Origin of the sequence: Candidatus Skiveiella danica, from assembly GCF_022705245.1 — a bacterium.
Taxonomy (GTDB): domain Bacteria; phylum Pseudomonadota; class Gammaproteobacteria; order Burkholderiales; family Burkholderiaceae_C; genus Skiveiella; species Skiveiella danica.
Genome location: NZ_JAKJEW010000014.1, coordinates 84,622 through 104,994, shown reverse-complemented (window position 1 = coordinate 104,994; position 20,373 = coordinate 84,622). Strand labels below are relative to the sequence as shown.

Genomic DNA, 20,373 nt, shown 5'->3' with positions numbered 1-20,373 from the left:
TCTGCGCCAGGTCAGCGCGGCGCAGGTGCAGGCGGTGGCCGCGAAGTATTTTGGTGACGACCAGCTCACGGTGGCGGTGCTGCGGCCGCAGCCGCTCGATCCGGCCCGCAAGCGGCGCGCGCCACCCGCGGGTTCCCGGCATTGAAGGGCGGATCATGAATACTACAAAAATGAGAGCTGTCAGGGGCCTGCTGGCGATGGGAATGGCCGCTTTTTTCCTGAATCTGGCGCAAGCGGGCATTCCGATCCAGCACTGGACCCAGCCGGGCGGCGCCCGCGTCTGGCTGGTCGAGAGTCCGGCCATCCCGATGGTGGACGTGCAGATCGATTTCGACGCCGGCGCCCGGCGCGATCCGGCGCACCAGGCCGGCCTGGCTTCGGTGACCGCCGCGATGGTGTCCAAGGGCGTGGCCGCGCGGGGCGGCGACCCGGCTCTCGATGAAAACCAGCTCGGCGAGGCCTGGGCCGATCTGGGCGCCTCGTTCGGCGCCGGTGCCGGCAACGACCGGCTGAGCTATTCGCTGCGCTCGCTCAGCTACCCCGACCTGCTGGAGCGGGCTGCGGCACTCGCGGCGCGCCAACTGGCAGAGCCTTCGTTTCCTGAAGCCATCTGGCAACGCGAGCGCGAGCGCATTGCCGCCAGCATTCGGGAGGCCAATACGCGACCCGCCACCCTCACCGGGCGCGCCTTCGTGCAAGCGGTCTACGGCAGCCACCCGTATGGCTATGAGATGACTGAAGAGACGCTGGCCCGCATCACCTTGGCGGACATGCGCGCGCAGCAGGCGCGGCTGATCCTGCCGTGCCGGGCGCGGGTCAGCATCGTCGGTGCGCTGAACCGGCAGCAGGCCGATGCGCTGGTCTCGCGCCTGCTGGGCCGTCTGCCGGCGGGCGACGCGGCCGCCTGCGCGCCCATGCCCGCGGTGGGCGAGGTGGCGCCGCTGCAGGCTTCAGCCGAGCGGCGCATTCCTTTCGATTCGGCCCAGGCGCATGTCCTGATCGGCCAGCCCGGCTACAAGCGTGATGACCCGGACTACTTTGCCCTGCTGGTGGGCAACTACACGCTGGGCGGTGGCGGCTTTGTCTCGCGCCTGACGCAGGAGGTGCGCGAGAAGCGCGGTCTGAGCTACAGCGTCTACAGCTATTTCGCGCCAGGACTGCATGCGGGCGCGTTCACGATCGGGCTGCAGACCCGGCCTGACCAGGCCGCGCAGGCGCTGAAGGTGTCGCGCGACGTGCTGGCCGCCTATGTGGCCGAAGGCCCGACGCCCGAAGAGCTGAAGGCCGCCAAGGACAACCTGATCGGCGGCTTCGCCCTGCGGCTGGACAGCAACCGCAAGCTGCTCGACAACGTGGCCAATATCGCCTGGTACGACCTGCCGCTGGACTACCTGGACACCTGGACAAAGCAGGTGGAGCGCGTCAGCGCGGCGGACATCCGGGCGGCCTTCAAGCGCAAGCTGCAGCCGGAGCGGATGGTGACGGTGGTGGTGGGGGGAGCACCCTGAGTCCTTTGGGGCGCAGGGAGCCGGGCCGAGACCAGGCCAGCAGCCCAGCCAGGCGAGCAAGCTTCAGATATGCGCAATGATCCGCGGCGCGTGCCGCATGTGCAGCGACAGGCCCAGCGCTTCCATGTGGTTGGCGTTGCGCCCCAGGATGGTGTGGGCCAGCGGCAGGAAGTGATCTTCCTCGAACCGGGCGTGCCCGAGGTAGCTCGTCACCAGGTGCTCGACGCCGGCGACGTTGAGCTCGGTCGAATGCCCCTTGGCCACTTTTTTCAACTCCGGTTCGAGCTTCAGCCACGCGGCTTCGACGGTGCGGTGTTCGGCGGTCAGCTGGTCGACCATGACCTGGACCCGGTCGCGCTCCTCGCCCTTGACGGCACTGGACAACACCGCCGGGAACAGCTCGCGTTCCTCCTCCGAATGGTGTTCGAAGACCGCGGCACGGAAAAAGCGAAGCGTCTCTTCCGCGATTTCGCGCGCGCGCGCGGCGGGCGCCAGCAACGCCGGCAGTTGGCCGAAGTCATTCAGGTGGCTGATGATGCCCTCGTGGCAGTTGGAGAAATTCAGCAGCGGCGCGTCGGCGGATTCGTTGATGGGATGGGCGGGCTTGAGGCTCATGGCGGGTACCTTTGCAAGTTTGTCTCCGGGCGCGAATCCTGCCCCGACAGGTTGGGTGGGATCAATATAGCAAACCCCCACCGGACGCGTGAATGCAAACCGGCGGTTTCTTGACGCAGGTCATGCCTTCACCATGCCGCTGGGCAAGAAGGTGGCCAGCGCCTGTGCCAGAGGCACGGCCATTTTCACCACGTTGCTGGGGTGCGCGACGCAGTCGGTGCTCCAGAACGCATCCACGCCTGCAGCCCGCAGTTGCCCGAAGGCGTCGTCGGACAGCAGCGCATGGGTCACCGCGACGTCCACCGATACGGCGCCGGCCGCGCGCAACCGGCGTGCCGCCTGCGCCACGGTGTGGCCGGTGCTGGCCACGTCGTCCATCAGCACGACGGCGCGCCCGGCCACCGGCAGGGCGGGCAGCTCGATCTCGACCGCATGGTCGCCTTGGCGTTGTTTGGTGCACACCGCATGGTCGAAGCCGTGGCGCGCGGCCGCCTGCGAAACCCATTGCGCGGATTCACTGTCCGGCCCCACCAGCAAGGCGCCGGGGCGCCGCTGCGCGATCAGATCGGCCAGCAGCGGGGCGCCGCTGAGCACCACGGCCTGACCGACGGGTACCGCCTCCTGCAGCGTGGCCACGCGGTGGAGGTGCGGATCCACCGTGACCACCGCATCGAACAGCTCCGCCAGGAAACGCCCGACGATGCGCTGGCTGATCGCCTCGCCGGGGACAAAAGCAATGTCCTGGCGCATGTACGCCAGGTAGGGCGCCACCAGGGTCAGGTGCCGCGCGCCCAGCAGCCGCGCGGTGCGGGCGGCCAGCAGCAAGTCCACCAGTTTCTCGTTCGGATGGTCGAGCGTGCGCAGCAGCACCACGCGTTCGGGCAGGGCGTCAGGCAGGCGCAGCCGGATCTCCCCGTCGGGAAAGCGGTGTCTTTGCACCGGCGCAGGCACCAGCCCTGCGGCCTGCGCCAGGCCCAGGGCGGCGCCCTGTTCGTCGTCGAAATACAGCAGGGTGGGTGGCGCTTGCATCAGAACTCCACGAAAACATGCGGCTGGGCGTCGGCGCCGCCGATCGTGAAGCCACTGGCGCGCTCGCAGGCCTGCCGGGCAAACTCCAGATCGGCAGGGAAGTCGGCGTGCACGCGGTAGAGCAGGTCGCCCGCCGCCACCGCGTGGCCCAGCTTGCGCAGCAGGTCGAGCCCGGCGCCTGGCACTTTGGGTGCTCCGGCCAGGCGCGCGATGCGCGCGATCTGCACGTTGTCGATGCCGGCCACCACACCCGAGGCGTCCGCGCGGACCTCGAAGCTCAGTGCGCCGAGTCGAGGCGCGTTCGGGTCGAAGGACCGGCTGCCCTGCGCCTCGATGATGGCATTCATGCGGCTCAGTGCCCGTCCGGAGTCGAGGATGTCCCGCGCAATGGCAAAGCCGTCGCCGCCGCGCACATCGGGGTCGCATTCGATCAGGCGCCCGGCCAGGCGCAGCGCTTTCTGGCGCAGGTCGATCGGCGCGCGCGGGTCGTTCTGCAGCACCTGCATCACGTCGCGCGCCTCCAGCACCGGCCCGACGCCGTTGCCGATGGGCTGGCGACCGTCGGTGATGACCACGTCCAATGCCAGGTGCATGCGCCCCGCCACGTATTCGAACAGCCGGCGCAGGCGCTGCGCCTCGGGCATGGAGCGCACCTTGGCGGTGGGGCCGATCGGAATGTCGAGCACCAGGTGGGTGGAGCCGGCGGCAATCTTCTTGGACAGGATCGACGCCACCATCTGCCCGGGCGAGTCGATCGACAGCGGCCGCTCCACCGAGATCAGCACGTCGTCGGCCGGCGAGAGGTCGGCGGTGCCGCCCCAGGCCAGGCAGCCGCGGTGGGTGCGCACGATCTGCTCCAGGCTCGCGAAGGGCAGCTCCACGTTGGCCAGCACGGCCATGGTGTCGGCGGTACCGGCCGGCGAGGTGATGGCGCGCGACGAGGTCTTGGGGCACAGCAGGCCGTGCGAGGCCACGATCGGCACCACCAGCATCGAGGTGCGGTTGCCGGGAATGCCGCCGATGCAGTGCTTGTCCACCACCAGCGGCTCGCGCCAGTCGAGCGTACGGCCGCTGGCGACCATGGCCTCGGTCAGGAAGTAGACCTCCTCGCGGTCCAGTTCGGCCCGGTTGCAGGCCACGACGAAAGCGGTCAGCTCGATCTTGGAATAGTGGTGGCTGGCGATGTCCTGCACGATGGCCCGGAAGTCTTCCCGGCCGAGGCGTTCGCCGCCGATCTTGCGGAACAGCATGGCCATCGAGGCCGGCGGCTCGGCCTGCGAGATCGAGGCCGTGTGCCCGTCCTGCACGCCCAGCTGCTGGAACGCGTCTTCCGACAGGCCCAGCTCGTGGCAGCCGACGATGGCCGCGTCGTCGACCACGTTCACCGTGGCCAGGATGTGGCGCCCGTTGGCGCGCACCTCGACCTTCGACAAGGCCTGGAAGCCCTCGGCCCGGTACACGGCGCAGTCGCGGTGCAGGTAGGCGACGTTCTCGTGCCAGGTGTCGATGGCGACCCGGCGCAAGGCCAGGGTGGAAGGTGTGGGCGCATCATGGCGTGCGGCGGTGATCGTGGAGGCGGGGCGGGCGTCTTCGGCGTGCATCCCACGAGCCTACCCGGAATGGACCGCGCCGGCCAGTGCCGGCAGCCCCGTCCGCGACCGGCCTGATCGGTTTAAGCTTGCACCAACGCGCCTTGCACTCTGCCGCCCGAACGACCATGCCGATATCCAGCCTGACCCCCGGCGAGCTGCGGTTCACCCTCGACCCCGCGCAGCTCGGCTTTGTCGACACCGCCGAGCTGCTGCGCGACCCCTTGCCCTGGATCGGCCAGGAGCGGGCCGAAACCGCGGCTCGCTTTGGGCTCACCCTGGAGCAGCCCGGCTACAACCTGTTTGTGCTGGGCGAGGTCGGCAGCGGGCGCTCCTCGCTGCTGCAGCAACTGATGCAGACCGTGGCGGCCGGCCGGGCCGTGCCGCCGGACCTGTGCTACCTGAACAACTTCGACGCGCCCGAGCGCCCGCGCGCCCTGCGAATGCCCGCCGGGCAAGGGCGCCAGCTGCGCCAGCTCATGGCCGCGCTGGTCAAGTCGCTGCAGGTCGAGGTGCCGAAGCGGCTGGAGGGGCAGGAATTCAAGACCGGCAGCGAACAGGTCGAGAAGGCCTACCTCGCGCAGGAGGCCGTGGCCTATGCCGAGCTGACCAGTTTTGCCGAGCAGCGCCACTTTGCCCTGCGCCGCGAGGACGGGCACCTGGTGTTCACCCTGCGCGGCGAGAACGGCCAGGCGCTGACCGAAAAGGAGGCGGCCGAACTGCCGCGCGAGCGCCGCGCCGAGTTCGACCGGGCCGAGCACGAGTTGCATGGCGAGATCAACCGCTTCCTGGAGAAGACCGGCGCCATGGAGCGGGTCATGAACGAGGCCCGCGCCGAGCTGCGCCGCGAGGTGGTGCGTCCGATGCTGGAGCACGAGCTGCAGGCGATCCGCGTCAGCCTGAAGAAGCAGATCAAGGACTCGGTCAAGCTCGGCGCCTGGCTGGACGAGGTGGAGCGCGACGTGCTGGAAAACGTCGAGCTGTTCGAGGTGTTCGAACCCGACGATGAAAGCCGGCGCGAGGCGCTGGAGGCCACGCTGGCGCGCTACCGCGTGAACCTGGTGGTGGACAACGAGGGCCTGAGCGGCGCGCCGGTGATCGTCGAGAACAACCCGCAGTTCCGCGCCCTGTTCGGCAGCATCGAATACCAGGCCGAGAACGACGTGCTGGTGACCGACTTCTCGCGCATCCGCGCCGGCAGCCTGCTCAAGGCGCACGGCGGCTTCCTGATGCTGCATCTGCGCGACCTGGTGGCCGACCCGCTGGTCTGGGAGAAGCTGCGCCGCTTCCTGCGCAACGCCCGGTTGCAGATCGAGGAGCCGGGCACGATGAGCGCGTCGATGGGCGCGGTGTCGCTGGAGCCGCAGGCGGTGGATGTGGACGTGAAGATCGTGCTGATCGGCGCGGTCGAGCATTTCTACGAGCTGCAGGAGGGCGACCCCGAGTTTGCGCGGCACTTCCGGGTGAAGGTGGACTTTGCCGACAGCTTCATCGCCACCGAGGCCACGCGCCGCGCCACCGGCATCTTCGTGGCGCAGGCCTGCCGCCGGCTGGCGTTGCCGCACTTTTCTGCCGCCGCCGTGGCGCGCCTGGTGGAGGAGACGCACCGCGAAGCCGACGACCGGACCCGCCAGAGCGCCATCTTCGCCCGCACCGAGGCGCTGGTCACCGAGAGCGCGGCCCTGTGCCAGGCGGGGCTGGTCGGCGTCGGTGAGGTGGAGGCCGCGCTGGCCGCGCGCACCGCGCGGCACGACGCCGTGGCGCAGCGGCTGCGCGAGTCGGTGGCCGAGGGCGACCGGCTGATCACGCTGCAAGGCAGCCGGGTGGGCCAGATCAACGCCCTGACGCAGATCGACCTGGGCGACACCCGCTTCGGATTTCCGGTGCGCGTGACGGCGCGCACCTTTGCAGGCCACCAGGGCGTGGTCAACATCGAGCGCGAGGTCGAGCTCTCCGGCCCGATCCATGACAAGGGCGTGCTGATACTGGCCAGTTACCTGTCGGCACTGTTCGGCCAGCTGGCGCCGCTGGCCCTGAGCGCCTCCATCGTGTTCGAGCAGGAATACAACGGCGTGGAAGGCGACTCGGCCTCCTGCGCCGAACTGTACGTGCTGCTGTCCAGCCTCAGCGGATTCCCGCTGCGCCAGGGTATCGCCGTGACCGGGGCGGTCAACCAGCACGGCGAGGTGCTGCCGGTGGGCGGGCTCAACGAGAAGATCGAGGGCTGGTTCCGCGTCTGCGAACGTGCCGGGCTCGACGGCAGCCATGCGGTGCTGATTCCCGAGCGCAACCGCCGCCATCTGATGCTGGACCGCGACGTGGTCGATGCCGTGTCGCGCGGGCTGTTCCAGGTGCACGCGGTGGCCCATGTGCTGGACGGCATCGAACTGCTGACCGGAAACCCCGCCGGCGGCCCCGAGGTCGCGGACAGCGTGCTGGCGCGCGCCGGGCAGACGCTGCGCGACTACCGCCAGGCCTGCCGGCGCTTTGGTCGCCGCGCCGGGCGCTGACGCAGCGGCAGGGGCCTCACAGCGATTACAGTGGCGCCATGAAAAAACCGACCGCCCCCAGCGGCAGCGCGGCACTTGCCCGGCCGCGGCACCTGCAAGGCAGCCCCGCGCACGAGATCCGCATCATCGGCGGCCAGTGGAAACGCACCCGGCTCAAGGTGCCCGACCGGCCCGGCCTGCGGCCCACGCCGGACCGGGTGCGCGAGACGCTGTTCAACTGGCTGGGCCAGGACCTCACCGGCTGGCGCTGTATCGATGCATTTGCCGGCACCGGCGTGCTGGGCTTCGAGGCGGCCTCCCGTGGCGCCACCTGGGTGGCCATGGCGGAAACCGACGCCGCACTGGTGGCGCAGCTGCAGGCCACGCGGACCCGGCTCGACGCGGCGGCGGTGCACATCCAGCGCGGCGACGGCCTGATGGCAATGGCCCGCGTCGCGCCGGGCAGCCTGGAGCTAGTCCTGCTGGATCCGCCCTTCGATTCGAACCTGTTCGACAAGGCGCTGGCCGCCGCCGCGCAGGCCGTGGCACCTGGGGGCTTTGTGTATCTGGAAGCGCCGCAGGCCTGGACGGACGAGCGCCTGCAGCCGCTGGGCCTGGCGCTGCATCGCCACCTCAAGGCCGGGGCGGTGCACGCGCATCTGCTGGTGAAGCCTGCCGCCTGACGCATCGCAGCAACCGAAACCCGGTGCCGCGGCCATTCCCCCTTATCATCCCGCCCAAACAGGAGTCCTTCCATGGCCAACAGCGTGCTAGCCGTCTATCCCGGTACCTTCGACCCCATGACCCTGGGTCACGAAGACGTGGTGCGCCGCGCCTGCCAGCTGTTCGATCGCGTGATCGTGGCGGTGGCCGCGGGTTATCACAAAAAGGCGCTGTTCAGCCTGGAAGACCGTATCGAGATGGCGCGCGAATCCGTGAAGCGCTACCCGCAGGTCACGGTGGAGAGTTTCTCGGGGCTGGTGCGTGACTTCGTGGTGGCGCGCGGCGGCAAGGCCATGGTGCGCGGCCTGCGCGCGGTGACCGACTTCGACTACGAATTCCAGCTTGCCGGCATGAACCGGGCGCTGATGCCGGACGTGGAAACCGTCTTCCTCACGCCGGGTGACAAGTACCAGTTCATCAGCAGCACCTTCGTGCGCGAGATCGCGCTGCTGGGCGGCGAGGTCAACAAGTTTGTCTCGCCCCATGTGCTGGAGCGCCTGTACGAGAAGGCGCGCAACGGCGTCAAGCCCTGACGATTCTTTTCCGACCCCTGTAGACGGCCCTTGCGCGCCGGGATGGTGCCAGAAGGATGCTCAGTCCTGGATTTCCGCACCCTCCACGAGAAAGCGCACCCGCCGCACGCCCTGCCACTCGTCGGCATCCAGGCGGAAGGCCAGTTTCACGCGGGCCGGCAGCGGGTCGGTGTGGCCGAACCAGATGCCGTCCACTGGCTGGCCGTGGTGCTTGAGCTTGAGCGCGAGGTGCTTCTCGCCCACCAGCCGCTGCGAGACGACCTCGACCTCCTCGCTGAAGGTCGGTGCGGCAAAGCCCTGGCCCCAGACCTCGCGGTGCAGCGTGTCGACCAGGTCGGTGCGGCGGTACTCGGGGGCCAGCGGCCCGTCGGTCTCCAGACGGCGTGTCAGCGTGGCCGCGTCCAGCCACTCGCGCGCGACCTGGCTCAGCGCCGCCTCGAACACCGGTAACGCCTCGGCGTCCAGCGTGCAGCCGGCCGCCATCGCGTGGCCGCCGAAGCGCAACAGCACGCCGGGATGGCGCTTGGCCACCAGGTCCAGCGCGTCGCGCAGGTGAAAACCGGGGATCGAACGCCCCGAGCCCTTGAGCTCATGCGCCTTGCCGGGCGCGCCACTGGCGGCGAAGACGAAGGTAGGGCGGTGCAGCCGGTCTTTCAGGCGCGAGGCCACGATGCCGACCACGCCTTCGTGGAAACCGGCGTCGAACACGCACAGCGCGGGCGGCGGCTCGCCGGCCTGCTCGCCGTCGGGGGCCAGCAGCGATTCGGCGATCACAAAGGCCTGGTCGCGCATGCCGCCCTCGATCTCGCGGCGCTCGCGGTTGATCCCGTCCAGCAGGCGCGCGAGCTCGTCGGCGCGCCCGGCGTCGTCGGTCAGCAGGCATTCGATGCCCAGCGTCATGTCCGACAGCCGCCCCGCCGCGTTGATGCGCGGCCCCAGGGCAAAGCCGAAGTCGAAGGTGGTGGCCACGCGTGCCTGGCGCCCCGCGGCACTGAACAGGGCGGCCAGACCGGGTTGCAGGGCGCCGGCGCGCACGCGCTTGAGGCCTTGCGCGACGAGGCGGCGGTTGTTCGCGTCGAGCTTCACCACGTCGGCGACAGTGCCCAAGGCGACCAAGGGGAGCAGGGCGTCGAGCTTGGGCTGTGTGGCGGCGTCGAAAGCGCCTCGGTGGCGAAGTTCAGCGCGCAGCGCCAGTAGCACGTAGAACATGACGCCCACGCCGGCCATCGACTTGCTCTCGAAGGCGCAGCCGGGCTGGTTCGGGTTCACGATGACGTCAGCATTCGGCAGGGCGCTGTCGGCAGCGGGCGCGGCGGGCAGGTGATGGTCGGTCACCAGCACCTTCAGGCCCAGCGCGCGCGCCTCGGCCACGCCTTCCACGCTGGCAATGCCGTTGTCCACGGTGATCAGCATGTCAGCCCCGCGTTCCTTCACGCGACGGGCGATCGGCGGCGTGAGGCCGTAGCCGTCCACCACGCGGTCGGGCACGAGGTAGTCCACGTGCTTTGCGCCCAGCAGGCGCAGGCCGCGCACCGCCACCGCACAGGCGGTGGCGCCGTCGCAGTCATAGTCGGCCACGATGCACAGGCGCCGGTCGGCGGCGATGGCGTCGGCCAGCAGCATGGCCGCCTCTTTGGCGCCCTTCAGGCTGCCAGGCGGCAGCAGGCGCGCCAGGCCGTCGTCGAGTTCGTCATGGCCGTTCACGCCGCGCGCGGCGAACAGGCGCGCCAGCAGCGGGTGCACGCCGGCCTGCTCCAGCGCCCAGACCGCGCGCGGCGGGATGTCGCGTTCTATCAATTTCATAGCTGCTCAAGACGCATCGACGCTGGCTTTGTGCCAAAAAAGCCTGAAACTCGTTGAAAAAGGCGCCTGGGCGCGGACTCGAAGGTCTGCCAGGCGCGCTCGCCGCACAGCGTGAGCCGAACCGGCTCGCCCCGTTCCTGTGCCGCCAGCAGAGCGGCGCCGCGGGTCGCGTCAAGCTGCTGCCAGGCCTGCGCCCAGGCGGCCCAGTCCTGGCGCAGGGCGCTCTCGCGCAGGCTCAGGTCCAGCGCGGGCGCGGAGATTTCGGGCACGGTCGGCGGCAGCGCGCCGGCGCCGCTGACCCAGAACGAATTGACCGCCGGCAGACCTTGCGCGGCCCGCGCGTCGTTGACCGGGTGGGTGTAGAGCAGCATCTGCATCTCGCTCTGCAGGCGGTGCAGGATGCGCGCCTGCGGCGACTCGGGCATCCAGGCCGCCACATCGCGCCCGCTGACCCGGTCCAGCGAGGCGCTCACCAGGTCGCGGAACAGCTCGCCGCGCGCCAGCCAGCGCTGCGGGGTCTCGAGGTTCAGTTCGATGCCGTCGTCGGCAAACCAGGCTTGCAGGGCCGCGAAGAGCTCGCGGGCGTGCTCGTCGTGCAGTTCCAGTGCGGCGGGATCCTGCATCAGCACCTGGTCCATGCCCACTCTCCAGTGGCAGGGCGTGATCCAGGCCCAGGCGTGTGGCCCGGGCGCGCCGCCCGCGCGCTGCAGCGCAAGCGCCGCCCAGGGCGTGCGGCCGGCGCCGCTGTCCAGGCCCAGGGCACGGGCCAGGGCGCGCTCATGCGGGGCCTCGGGCGCCAGCTCGTCGACGGGCTCCGGCGGCAAGGGCTGCAGGCGCTGCAGCAGGCGCTCGAGCCGGGGCAGGCGCATCGCACGCAAGGCTTCTTTCGCCGCAGGCGTGCCGCCGGCTGCAAAGGCAATCAGCAGGTGGGTGGGGTCGGACATGCGGGCTATTGTCCGGGAAGGCCGGGAACGCCCGGCGGCGATGCCACAATCGCCCCTGTGACCCCTTCCCAACGGCTGATGCAAATCCCCTACGAACTGATTCTCGGCTGGCGCTACACCCGGGCCGGACGCTCCACCCGGCGCAACGGCTTCATCTCCTTCATCTCGGGCGTGTCCATGCTGGGCATCGCGCTGGGCGTGGGTGCGCTGATCATCGTGCTGAGCGTGATGAACGGCTTCCAGAAAGAGGTGCGCGACCGCATGCTGGGCGTGGTTTCGCACATCGAGATCTACGCGCAGGGCGGCGCGGCGCTGCCCGACCTGAACCGCACGCTGGCCGAGGTGCGTGCCAACCCGGCCGTGATCGGCGCCGCCCCCTTCATTGCGGCGCAGGCCCTGCTGGCGCGCGGCGATGACATGAAGGGCGCGATGGTGCGCGGCATCGACCCCGCGCTCGAACCCAGCGTGACCGACCTGGCCGGCGAGCTGAAGAACACGGTGCTCAAGCGCCTGGTCAGCGGCGGATTCGGCGTGGTGCTGGGCGTGGACCTGGCGCGCAGTCTGGGCGTGCGCGAGGGCGATGTGATCACGCTGATCGCCCCCAGCGGCCAGGTGACCCCGGCCGGGGTGGTGCCGCGCCTGAAGCAGATGACGGTGGTGGGCACCTTCAGCTCGGGGCACTACGAATACGACTCGGCGCTGGTGATGCTGCACCAGGACGATGCGGCGCGCATTTTCCGCCTTGAAGGCCCGACCGGCGTGCGCCTGAAGATCCGCGACCTGCACCAGGCCCGCGCGGTCGCCGACCAGCTGGCCACCAGCCTCAGCGGCGACCTGCTGATCCGCGACTGGACGCGCCAGAACCGCACCTGGTTCGCTGCGGTGCAGGTGGAAAAGCGCATGATGTTCATCATCCTCACCTTGATCGTGGCGGTGGCTGCGTTCAACCTGGTCAGCACGCTGGTCATGACCGTGACCGACAAGCGCGCCGACATCGCCATCCTGCGCACCCTGGGCGCCAGCCCGGGCAGCATCATGGGCATCTTCGTGGTGCAGGGCGCGATGGTCGGTGTGATCGGCACGCTGGCCGGCCTTTTGCTGGGCCTGGGCGTGGCCTTCAACATCGACGTCATCGTGCCGGCGCTGGAGAACCTGCTGCACGCCAACTTCCTGCCCAAGGACATCTACCTGATCAGCCGCATGCCCAGCGATCCGCAGCGCAGCGACATCCTGCCGGTGGCCGTGATCTCGCTGGTGCTGGCCTTCCTGGCCACGATCTACCCCAGCTGGCGCGCCAGCCGCGTGAACCCCGCCGAGGCACTGCGGTATGAATGAAGCCCCCACGGTCGCCCACTTCGTGTGGCTTCCTGCCCCCCAAGGGGGCCGCGTTTCGCCTTGGGGCGGCCCGGCGGCGAAACCCCTCTTTATCGGTGTGAGTGTGTGATGGAGCAAACCGTTCTTCAGGCCCAAGGCCTCACCAAGCGCTTCACCGAAGGCCGGCTTGACGTGACCGTGCTGCAGGGGGTGGACCTGCAGGTGCGCGCCGGCGAAACGCTGGCCATCGTGGGCGCTTCCGGCTCGGGCAAGAGCACGCTGCTGCACCTTCTGGGCGGGCTGGATGCGCCCACCAGCGGGCAGGTGCGGCTGCGGGGGCAGGAGCTTTCCGCGCTCACGGCGGCGCAGCAGGGCGAATTGCGCAACCGGCACCTGGGTTTCGTCTACCAGTTTCACCACCTGCTGCCCGAGTTCAGCGCGCTGGACAACGTGGCCATGCCGTTGTGGATCCGCCGTGATTCGCGCACCGAGGCCGCAAAGGTGGCCGAGAAGATGCTGGCCCGCGTGGGTCTGCAGGACCGCATCCACCACCGCCCCGCCGAGCTGTCGGGCGGCGAGCGCCAGAGGGTGGCGATTGCCCGTGCCCTGGTCACCCGGCCGGCCTGCGTTCTGGCTGACGAACCCACCGGCAACCTGGACCGCGTCACCGCCGACGGCGTGTTCGAGCTGATGCTGCAACTGGCGCGCGAACACGGCATGGCCTTCGTGCTGGTCACTCACGACGAGACGCTGGCGGCGCGCTGCGGGCGTCAGCTGCGGCTGGTGCTGGGCCAGCTGTCCGAGGCTGGCATGGCGGGAGCGGGCGCATGAAATTCCGCATGGCCGAGCGCTCGCTGTTTGCGATCCTGCTGCGCTCGCCGTGGTGGATCAGTCTGGCGCTGGCCGGCGTGATCGCGCTCATTGCCAGGCTCGCCCTGCCGGCCGAGATGTTCTGGTTCGGCGCCATGGGCGGATTCCCGTTCCTGGTGATCGCCGTCATGGCCGCTCGCCGGCAGATGAAGGAGCCCAGCGCGGCGCGGGTGCAGCAGACGCTGGAGGCCGCCGGAGCGATGTCATGGCGCGACTTCTCGGCCGCACTGGAAGACGGCTGGCTCAAGCAGGGCTTCACGGTGAACCGGCGCCACGGGCGCGACGCGGAGGGCGCGGACTTTGCAATCCACAAGGCGGGTGTGACCACGCTGGTCAGTGGCAAGCGCTGGAAGGCCGCCAGCCTGGGCATGGAGCCCCTGCGTGAGCTGAAGGCGGCCATCGACAAGGCCGAGGCCAGCGCGGGACTTTTCGTGGCCCTGGGGGATGTGACGCCGCAGGCCGCCAAGTTTGCGAAGGGCAATCACATCCGCGTATTGCAGGCTCCGGAACTCGTGAGCCTGCTTCGGGATACCCCGTTGGGCACCGCGTCGCGGGGATGAGCCGCCGAACCTGCCCCGGGCTTCATGGAGAGGAAACTTGACGATGCCGTCTCAGATCGGACTCATTGGCGTGGGATTGATGGGCGAGAACCTGGCCCTCAACATGGCCGGCAAAGGCATCTCGGTCTCGGTCTTCGATGCGTCGGCCGACCGGGTCGAGCAATTTGTGTCCAGCCGCGGGCACGGCAAGGGCATCGAAGCCTGTCATTCCCTGCAGGCGCTGGTCGCATCGATCGAGCGTCCGCGAAAAGTGTTGTTGATGGTCCCGGCCGGCCGGCCGGTGGATGACCTCATCGAATCCGTCACCCCTTTGCTCTATGCGGGCGACATCCTCATCGACGGTGGAAACTCGCATTTTTCGGACACCACCCGCAGGACCCGCTCGCTGGAGCGCCAGGGCTTCCTGTATGTGGGCGCCGGCGTATCGGGCGGCGAAGAAGGCGCCCTGCTGGGGCCTTCGATCATGCCGGGCGGCTCGGCCGCCGCGTGGGCCGGCGTGAAGCCGATCTTCCAGGCCATTGCCGCCAAGGTCGACGATGGCGTGCCCTGCTGCGACTGGGTCGGGGCCGAGGGCGCGGGCCATTTCGTCAAGATGGTGCACAACGGCATCGAGTACGGCGACATGCAGCTGATCTGTGAGGTCTATGACGTCATGAGAACCCTGCTGGGCATGACGGCTGAGGACATGCACGCGGCGTTCGCCGAATGGAGCGAGGGCGAACTGAGCAGCTACCTGATCGAGATCACCCGGGACATTCTGGCGGTGAAGGATCAGGATGGCCTGCCCCTGGTCGACAAGATCCTGGACAAGGCAGGGCAGAAAGGCACCGGAAAGTGGACGGTGGTCACCGCACTGGACATCGGTGTGCCGCTCACGCTGATCACCGAGTCGGTGTTTGCCCGCGTGCTGTCGTCCATGAAGGACGAGCGCGTGCTGGCCTCAAGCGTCCTGAAGGGGCCCAGGCCTCATTTTCCGGGTGACAGGAAGACCTTCGTGGACGAACTCGGGCGCGCCCTGTACGCCGCGAAGATCATCTCCTACACCCAGGGCTACCAGCTCATGCGCGCCGCCTCGCAGGCGTTTGGCTGGGAGCTGAACTACGGCGGTATTGCGCTGATGTGGCGCGGGGGCTGCATCATCCGATCGGTGTTCCTGGAAAGGATCAAGGCAGCCTTCGATGCGGATCCGGCGCGGGCCAACCTGCTGCTCGATCCGTTCTTCCGCGACACCATATCCAAGGCCCAGCAATCCTTGAGGAATGTGCTGGTTGAAGCCCTGAAGAACGGCATCCCGACGCCGGCCCTGTCCGCCGCGCTGGCCTATTACGACGGCTACCGCAGCGCGAATCTCCCGGCCAACCTGCTGCAGGCGCAGCGGGACTTCTTTGGCGCGCACCAGTATGAGCGGGTGGACCAGGCACGGGGAGCTTTTTTCCACACCAACTGGACCGGCCGCGGCGGCGACACCGCCTCGACCGTCTATGCGGCCTAGGAACCGCGCGCGCTAAACGGTTCAGCGGCTGGCGGAAGTGGCGTCGCCAGGTGCCCGATGGTCACAGCCATGGGGGTTGAACGGACACCTGGCCGGCAGCGCACCGGGCCGGCCGGCCTGTCGTAAACTTTGTGGCGCCCCGCCCGATGGGACGGCCCTTCAGCCGGTCGCCCGTTTCACCTGATGAACCCTTTCCAACCGGTAGATCCTGAGATGACCCACGCCAACGAAGCCCCCGAAGTGATCATGTTTGTTCGCCATGGCGAGAAGCCCGGCGAAGGCACGAAACCCCATGGCGTCAACCACCATGGCGAGCACGACGGGCACTCCCTGTCGGTGCTGGGCTGGACGCGTGCCGGTGCGCTGGCGGGGCTGTTTGCCCATGTGCCGTCGCAAGCCCATCCCCACATCGTGCGGCCGGGTCGCGTCATTGCCACCCGCCCCACCGAGGAAGCCAAGAGCAAGCGCGAGATCCACACGGCCGCGCCCACCGCCAATCGCCTGAAGCTGGACATCGAAGACGGCCATACCCACGGCAACGAGGCAGAACTGGTTGGAGAGGTGCTCGGTCGGCCCGAAAACGCGCTGGTGGTCTGGCACCACGGGACGATGGCCAAGATCGTGCGCCATTTCCCGATCGTGAATCCCGACGATGTGCCCAAGCACTGGCCGGACGAGCGCTTCGACCTGATCTGGGTGCTGGTGCGCCAGCCCGGCGAGGAACTGGCCTACCGCTTCGTGATCGTGCCGCAGATGCTGTTGGCCGACGATCTGGAAACTGTCTGATTCCACCAGGACGCTATCTTAAAAATAGCATGGTATGACCATCCGATGCTGGGATTTGGCTATTTTTGCTTGAAAGAGTCGATCTCATGGAGTTTCGCAAGGGTTTGGCGGCTTTGAAAGCCGGTTTGGCAGCGGGCGCGGTCATTCCGGACGACCCCTGGAACGTGCTCTTGCGGCCCGTGACGCGAAAGCCTCCAACCCCGTCAACGGCCCAGTTTGCCGGACCCCCATTGATCCAGCTGTCGCTGGTCGTGCGCGCTCTCGGCTTCGATAGTGTCTTCGGGCAGCTGTTTGAGGCATTCCGCCAGGGCCTGGGGATCCGGCTTTTCCACCGGCGGCTGCGGGGCACGCACCTGTGGCGATTTGCCGTCCCACACAAACGGGTTGCGGTAGGCCGGTGGATCGGGCAGGCAGTCGTGCTTGTAGATCGGTGGCCCGCCTGCATCAAAGGGTTGAAACGAAATCGTGGTCTCGAAGATCAGGGGCCTGCCGGTCGGCGTCGGCGGCAGCGCCGGCATGTTGTCGATGGCTTTGCGGGCCCGTTGCTCGGCAGCCGCTGACGTGGTCCACAAGGTCTCCAGCCGCGCCAATGTCCCGCTGGGCGCGACTTCGACGCGAAACCGGACCACGCCTTGGTCCGGCCCCTCAATGGCGGTGCCCATCATGCTGCGAACCTGCTGCCCCCAGGTGTAGCGGTAGCGTTTGCTGTTTTTCAGCGTGTATGTGCCGGCCTGTGCCCACTCTTGCGCCGTCGGGGCGGGGGGCGCGTCCATTAAAGCCTGCGGGCGTGCGGTGGGCGGGGGCTGCGCCACCGTTTCCCGCGCGGCCTGCAGGGCTGTGCCGGGTGCAGGAGCGGGCTTCGGGGTGGGTGCCTGGGCAACGGCCGGTTCGGGGCGATCTGGCGAAGGAACCTCTGCAGGGGCCATCGGCGGCATCGGCGTCACCTGCAGGCGGATCACGCGTTCCTCCGGTCGGGCCGCTTCGACTCGGCGCTTGCTGTCAAGACCGCCTTGGACCAGCGCCATGATGCCCAGGGCGTGCAAAGCCACGGACAGCAAAACGGCGACAACCAACCGGTTTTGTTGCATGGGGTTCAAGCGCTGTCCGACGGATCAGACGGCTCCGAAGGGGAACTCACAGCCCGTGTGCACGGCGGTCATGCCAGGTTCGGCGGCCAGTTGTGCGTCTCGGCCTGGCAGGCCTTGCACCAGGCGTACAGCGCGTCGTAGATCACCATGCCATGGCGCAGCATTTCATGGTCGTCCTTGAACACTTGAGACAGGCCCAGCGACACCGCATACAGCCCGGCGGACTGGGGCGCGAGGTCCAGGCGCGAGGTGTCGGCTCCGCGCACGATGGTGGCGAGCTGTTGCAGCGCCGGGTCGTGCAAAGCGTGTCGGGCGATGAAGGCATCGAAGCTGCACCGCTCGCCCACGTGCGTCATTTCGACGCCCGGGATGTCATAGGGCGTGGCGCCCGTTTCGGTGGCGACCCTCAGCACGTCGGACGCCGGCACGTACAGGAATTCGGCGTCGGGGTCGATGAAGCGCCTGATCAGCCAGGGGCAGGCGATGCGGTCGATCTTCGGGCGTTCGCGGGTGATCCATTTCATGCTGTTGCTCCTTCGGGTGGGGTCGGTCGACTCGCAAGGCCTTCCAGCCATCGATTTCGTCTTGCCGGTGGTGGCCTTTGGCGCATCACGGGAGAAACCGGCTGGCCGCCAGCCCGACGGCTGCGCTGCCCGCCAGCAGCGGCATCACGCCGACCTTGAACCGGAACAGCGCCATGGCCGCGCCCACGGTGATGGCGGCCGATACGGCGTCGAAGCGCCCGCCAAAGCCCTGCGGCCAGAGCACGTGGTGCGCGAAGAACATGGCGAGGTTCAGGATCACGCCGACCACCGCCGCGGTGATCGCCGACAGCGGCGCGGTGAAGCCCAGCTTGCCGTGCGTGGCCTCGACCAACGGGCCGCCGGCCAGGATGAATATGAACGAGGGCAGGAAGGTGAAGAAGGTGACCACCGTGGCGGCCACGGCGCCGCCGAGAAACAGCGCGTCGGGCCCGAGCGCCTCTTTGAGCCAGCCGCCCACGAAGCCCACAAAGGCCACCACCATGATCAGCGGGCCGGGCGTGGTCTCGCCCAGCGCCAGGCCGTCGATCATCTGCGGGCCGCTGAGCCACTGGTGCGTCTCCACCGCGCCCTGGTACACGTAGGGCAGCACAGCATAGGCGCCACCAAAGGTGAGCAGCGCCGCCTTGGTGAAGAACCAGCCCATCTGCGTGAGGGTGCCCTGCAGGCCGTTGACAGCCACCAGCGCAACGATCGCCAGCAGCCAGAGCCCCAGCCCGAAAGCCAGCACCTTGACCAGGTGGCTGCGCGAGAAACGGGCGTGGGCTGGTGTCGGCGTGTGATCGTCGATCAGGGCAGGTCCATAGCCCTGCTTCGCGCCCCCATGCCCGCCGCCCAGGGCAAACACCGCCGGCCAGCGTTGCGCGCCGAAGTGCCCGATCAGCGCCGCCGCCAGCACGATGGCGGGAAACGGCGTGTCGAACGCAAAGATCGCCACGAAGGACGCGGCGGCGATGCCCCACATCCAGCGGTTCTTCAAGGCCCGCGACCCGATGCGGTGCGCGGCGTGCAGAACCAGGGCGGTCACGGCCGGCTTGAGTCCGAAGAAGATCCCGGCCACCAGGGGCACGTCGCCAAAGCGCAGATAGACCCACGACATCGCGATCAGGATGAACAGCGAGGGCAGCACGAACAACGCACCGGCCACGATCCCGCCCCAGGTGCGGTGCAGCAGCCAGCCGATGTAGGTGGCCAGTTGCTGCGCCTCCGGCCCGGGCAGCACCATGCAGTAGTTCAAGGCGTGCAGGAAGCGCTTCTCGCTGATCCAGCGGCGGCGCTCCACCAGCTCGGTGTGCATGATGGCGATCTGCCCGGCGGGTCCGCCAAAGCTGATGAAGCCGAGCTTGAGCCAGAAGCGAAAGGCCTCGGCGAAGCTCACCGCGGCGGGTGCGGCCAGAGCCTCGGGGTGGGCTTCGTCGCGAGGTTCGGTGGATGGGGTGGTCATGCGCCGGTTCCGGTCGAAGGGGCGGGCGAGGCATACAAGGCGTCGAACACGGTTGCAGCGGCGGCCGCCAGCGCGTCGTCGTCCGCGTGCAGTTCGCGCAGACCGCCCAGCACGCTTTCCAGTCCCGCCGCCTCGGGCACCGGAATGCCGCCCGCGTCCAGCACGTGCACGGCGCCGGCGATGCGCTGCAAGCGGGCGTCGCCGTCGAGGCCGAAGGCCGCGATCAACACCTCGAACGTGACGCGCGAGCCCACGTGGGTGAACCGGGCGCCGTCGAAGTCGAAGCCCAGCGCGCCGCGCGGCGCGGACGGTGTTCCGGCGGCGTCGGACAGCCAGATGAACCGGGCCTGGGGGTCGATGAAGCGCCGGATCAGCCAGGCACAGGCCAGCCGATCCACCCAGGGGCGCGCGCGGGTGGCCCAGCGCTTGCCCTGGAACTTGCGCGCATCGAGCCGTTCGATGCCGTGGTCGAGCTGGGCTTGCGGCTCGCCCCGGGAGAACCGGGCGTCCAGCGCCAGCCGCAGCGTGTCCATCGCGGCCTGTGCATGGTCGGCGGCGGCGCCGGGGTAGTAGTCGATGCGGCGAAGCGCGTGCAGCGCCTCGGCCACCGCTCGCCCGCGCCGACGCGCCTCGGTTTCGCCGAGGGCTGGCAGATCCGATTGCAGGGCCGTGACGGTGTCGCGCCACGCCGCATAAGCCTCGGTGCGGTCGAACAGCGCCAGCAGCTCATCACGCTGCGCATCGTCGCGCGGCGACAGCGACAGCACCATGGCCGAGCCGCCGTGCTCGCGCACCTCGGCGGCGAGCGGCTCGAACAGCACCGCGTGTTCCGAAGGCAGCAGATACGCGCCGTCGCGCAAGGCGCCGCAGCCCAATGTCTTGAGCGCGCGCCAGACCCGCACCCGCACCGCGTTGGGCTGGGTCGGGAGGGTCAGGATCAGGATGGCTAGCATGCGTTGAAATATACATCACATGAATAGTTATAAATATTTCAAATGCAAAAAAGATAAGGTCATTGGTAGAGCGCACCGCTCGCACTCTCCG

18 protein-coding genes and 1 pseudogene are annotated in these 20,373 nt (G+C 68.7%); 10 read left to right on the top strand and 9 right to left on the bottom strand.

The window, feature by feature from the left end; genetic code table 11:
• Nucleotides 1-145 (top strand): annotated as a pseudogene (locus tag ACMUOY_RS10115) (insulinase family protein); the annotation flags it as partial.
• A gap of 25 nt (nt 146-170) precedes the next feature.
• Complete coding sequence (locus ACMUOY_RS10110; RefSeq protein ID WP_413892593.1) at nt 171-1,508, top strand: M16 family metallopeptidase; 1,338 nt, start codon at nt 171-173, stop codon at nt 1,506-1,508.
• Between the two features lie 63 nt (nt 1,509-1,571).
• On the opposite strand, the gene ACMUOY_RS10105 is transcribed toward ACMUOY_RS10110, so the two are convergent.
• From ACMUOY_RS10105 to ACMUOY_RS10095, 3 genes are all read right to left on the bottom strand, one after another.
• Nucleotides 1,572-2,123: a hemerythrin domain-containing protein gene (locus ACMUOY_RS10105; protein ID WP_413892592.1), complete on the bottom strand. Its 552-nt coding sequence runs from the start codon at nt 2,121-2,123 to the stop codon at nt 1,572-1,574.
• Nucleotides 2,124-2,243: 120 nt separating this feature from the next.
• Nucleotides 2,244-3,152, bottom strand: coding sequence for a ribose-phosphate diphosphokinase (locus tag ACMUOY_RS10100; RefSeq protein WP_413892591.1), 909 nt, complete (start codon nt 3,150-3,152; stop codon nt 2,244-2,246).
• Nucleotides 3,152-4,753, bottom strand: coding sequence for a thymidine phosphorylase family protein (locus tag ACMUOY_RS10095; RefSeq protein ID WP_413892590.1), 1,602 nt, complete (start codon nt 4,751-4,753; stop codon nt 3,152-3,154). The genes ACMUOY_RS10100 and ACMUOY_RS10095 overlap by 1 nt, the downstream gene beginning before the upstream one ends.
• A 116-nt stretch (nt 4,754-4,869) precedes the next feature.
• Between ACMUOY_RS10095 and ACMUOY_RS10090 the strand changes: the two genes are divergently transcribed.
• The 3 genes from ACMUOY_RS10090 to coaD all read left to right on the top strand — a co-directional run bounded on the left by ACMUOY_RS10090 (nt 4,870) and on the right by coaD (nt 8,486).
• Nucleotides 4,870-7,251 carry a Lon protease family protein gene (locus ACMUOY_RS10090; RefSeq protein ID WP_413892589.1) on the top strand — a complete coding sequence of 794 codons (2,382 nt, stop codon included), beginning with the start codon at nt 4,870-4,872 and terminating at the stop codon, nt 7,249-7,251.
• A 38-nt stretch (nt 7,252-7,289) separates the two neighbouring features.
• A complete protein-coding gene (gene rsmD / locus ACMUOY_RS10085; RefSeq protein WP_413892588.1) occupies nt 7,290-7,913 on the top strand; it encodes a 16S rRNA (guanine(966)-N(2))-methyltransferase RsmD in 624 nt (207 codons plus the stop codon).
• Nucleotides 7,914-7,985: 72 nt separating this feature from the next.
• Nucleotides 7,986-8,486 carry a pantetheine-phosphate adenylyltransferase gene (gene coaD / locus ACMUOY_RS10080; protein WP_413892587.1) on the top strand — a complete coding sequence of 167 codons (501 nt, stop codon included), beginning with the start codon at nt 7,986-7,988 and terminating at the stop codon, nt 8,484-8,486.
• Nucleotides 8,487-8,546: 60 nt separating this feature from the next.
• Here the strand turns inward: coaD and recJ are convergent, their stop codons facing one another.
• Both recJ and ACMUOY_RS10070 read right to left on the bottom strand, forming a co-directional pair.
• On the bottom strand, nt 8,547-10,289 hold the full coding sequence (gene recJ, locus ACMUOY_RS10075; protein WP_413892586.1) for a single-stranded-DNA-specific exonuclease RecJ: 1,743 nt from the start codon (nt 10,287-10,289) through the stop codon (nt 8,547-8,549).
• On the bottom strand, nt 10,286-11,233 hold the full coding sequence (locus ACMUOY_RS10070) for a phosphoglycerate mutase (protein ID WP_413892585.1): 948 nt from the start codon (nt 11,231-11,233) through the stop codon (nt 10,286-10,288). The genes recJ and ACMUOY_RS10070 overlap by 4 nt, the downstream gene beginning before the upstream one ends.
• 78 nt (nt 11,234-11,311) lie before the next feature.
• On the opposite strand from ACMUOY_RS10070, the gene ACMUOY_RS10065 reads away from it, so the two are divergent.
• The 5 genes from ACMUOY_RS10065 (at nt 11,312) to ACMUOY_RS10045 (ending at nt 16,255) form a co-directional block, all read left to right on the top strand.
• On the top strand, nt 11,312-12,568 hold the full coding sequence (locus ACMUOY_RS10065) for a lipoprotein-releasing ABC transporter permease subunit (RefSeq protein ID WP_413892584.1): 1,257 nt from the start codon (nt 11,312-11,314) through the stop codon (nt 12,566-12,568).
• A gap of 108 nt (nt 12,569-12,676) precedes the next feature.
• Nucleotides 12,677-13,378: a lipoprotein-releasing ABC transporter ATP-binding protein LolD gene (gene lolD, locus ACMUOY_RS10060; protein ID WP_413892583.1), complete on the top strand. Its 702-nt coding sequence runs from the start codon at nt 12,677-12,679 to the stop codon at nt 13,376-13,378.
• Entirely contained in the window at nt 13,375-13,977 is a 603-nt protein-coding gene (locus tag ACMUOY_RS10055) for a restriction endonuclease (RefSeq protein ID WP_413892582.1), read from the top strand. Before lolD ends, ACMUOY_RS10055 begins: the two co-directional genes overlap by 4 nt.
• 43 nt (nt 13,978-14,020) lie before the next feature.
• Complete coding sequence (gene gnd / locus ACMUOY_RS10050) at nt 14,021-15,469, top strand: decarboxylating NADP(+)-dependent phosphogluconate dehydrogenase (RefSeq protein WP_413892581.1); 1,449 nt, start codon at nt 14,021-14,023, stop codon at nt 15,467-15,469.
• Between the two features lie 213 nt (nt 15,470-15,682).
• Complete coding sequence (locus tag ACMUOY_RS10045) at nt 15,683-16,255, top strand: hypothetical protein (protein ID WP_413892580.1); 573 nt, start codon at nt 15,683-15,685, stop codon at nt 16,253-16,255.
• A gap of 203 nt (nt 16,256-16,458) precedes the next feature.
• Here the strand turns inward: ACMUOY_RS10045 and ACMUOY_RS10040 are convergent, their stop codons facing one another.
• From ACMUOY_RS10040 to ACMUOY_RS10025, 4 genes are all read right to left on the bottom strand, one after another.
• Nucleotides 16,459-17,343: an energy transducer TonB gene (locus ACMUOY_RS10040; RefSeq protein ID WP_413892579.1), complete on the bottom strand. Its 885-nt coding sequence runs from the start codon at nt 17,341-17,343 to the stop codon at nt 16,459-16,461.
• A gap of 68 nt (nt 17,344-17,411) precedes the next feature.
• Nucleotides 17,412-17,867, bottom strand: coding sequence for a chromate resistance protein ChrB domain-containing protein (locus tag ACMUOY_RS10035; RefSeq protein WP_413892578.1), 456 nt, complete (start codon nt 17,865-17,867; stop codon nt 17,412-17,414).
• A gap of 85 nt (nt 17,868-17,952) precedes the next feature.
• Complete coding sequence (chrA, locus tag ACMUOY_RS10030) at nt 17,953-19,329, bottom strand: chromate efflux transporter (protein ID WP_413892577.1); 1,377 nt, start codon at nt 19,327-19,329, stop codon at nt 17,953-17,955.
• The gene (locus ACMUOY_RS10025; protein ID WP_413892576.1) at nt 19,326-20,282 is read right to left on the bottom strand and encodes a chromate resistance protein ChrB domain-containing protein; all 957 of its coding nucleotides are present in this window, start codon (nt 20,280-20,282) and stop codon (nt 19,326-19,328) included. Before ACMUOY_RS10025 ends, chrA begins: the two co-directional genes overlap by 4 nt.
• Between the last annotated feature and the right edge of the window lie 91 nt (nt 20,283-20,373).

Bases quoted from the DNA above. Each gene is read 5' to 3' on its own strand.
- ACMUOY_RS10110 (WP_413892593.1), top strand. From the start codon at position 171: ATGAGAGCTGTCAGGGGCCTGCTGGCGATGGGAATGGCCGCTTTTTTC.
- recJ (WP_413892586.1), bottom strand. From the start codon at position 10,289: ATGAAATTGATAGAACGCGACATCCCGCCGCGCGCGGTCTGGGCGCTG.
- ACMUOY_RS10035 (WP_413892578.1), bottom strand. From the start codon at position 17,867: ATGAAATGGATCACCCGCGAACGCCCGAAGATCGACCGCATCGCCTGC.
- ACMUOY_RS10090 (WP_413892589.1), top strand. From the start codon at position 4,870: ATGCCGATATCCAGCCTGACCCCCGGCGAGCTGCGGTTCACCCTCGAC.
- ACMUOY_RS10105 (WP_413892592.1), bottom strand. From the start codon at position 2,123: ATGAGCCTCAAGCCCGCCCATCCCATCAACGAATCCGCCGACGCGCCG.
- ACMUOY_RS10070 (WP_413892585.1), bottom strand. From the start codon at position 11,233: ATGTCCGACCCCACCCACCTGCTGATTGCCTTTGCAGCCGGCGGCACG.
- rsmD (WP_413892588.1), top strand. From the start codon at position 7,290: ATGAAAAAACCGACCGCCCCCAGCGGCAGCGCGGCACTTGCCCGGCCG.
- ACMUOY_RS10045 (WP_413892580.1), top strand. From the start codon at position 15,683: ATGACCCACGCCAACGAAGCCCCCGAAGTGATCATGTTTGTTCGCCAT.
- coaD (WP_413892587.1), top strand. From the start codon at position 7,986: ATGGCCAACAGCGTGCTAGCCGTCTATCCCGGTACCTTCGACCCCATG.
- gnd (WP_413892581.1), top strand. From the start codon at position 14,021: ATGCCGTCTCAGATCGGACTCATTGGCGTGGGATTGATGGGCGAGAAC.
- ACMUOY_RS10095 (WP_413892590.1), bottom strand. From the start codon at position 4,753: ATGCACGCCGAAGACGCCCGCCCCGCCTCCACGATCACCGCCGCACGC.
- ACMUOY_RS10040 (WP_413892579.1), bottom strand. From the start codon at position 17,343: ATGCAACAAAACCGGTTGGTTGTCGCCGTTTTGCTGTCCGTGGCTTTG.
- lolD (WP_413892583.1), top strand. From the start codon at position 12,677: ATGGAGCAAACCGTTCTTCAGGCCCAAGGCCTCACCAAGCGCTTCACC.
- chrA (WP_413892577.1), bottom strand. From the start codon at position 19,329: ATGACCACCCCATCCACCGAACCTCGCGACGAAGCCCACCCCGAGGCT.
- ACMUOY_RS10055 (WP_413892582.1), top strand. From the start codon at position 13,375: ATGAAATTCCGCATGGCCGAGCGCTCGCTGTTTGCGATCCTGCTGCGC.
- ACMUOY_RS10100 (WP_413892591.1), bottom strand. From the start codon at position 3,152: ATGCAAGCGCCACCCACCCTGCTGTATTTCGACGACGAACAGGGCGCC.
- ACMUOY_RS10025 (WP_413892576.1), bottom strand. From the start codon at position 20,282: ATGCTAGCCATCCTGATCCTGACCCTCCCGACCCAGCCCAACGCGGTG.
- ACMUOY_RS10065 (WP_413892584.1), top strand. From the start codon at position 11,312: ATGCAAATCCCCTACGAACTGATTCTCGGCTGGCGCTACACCCGGGCC.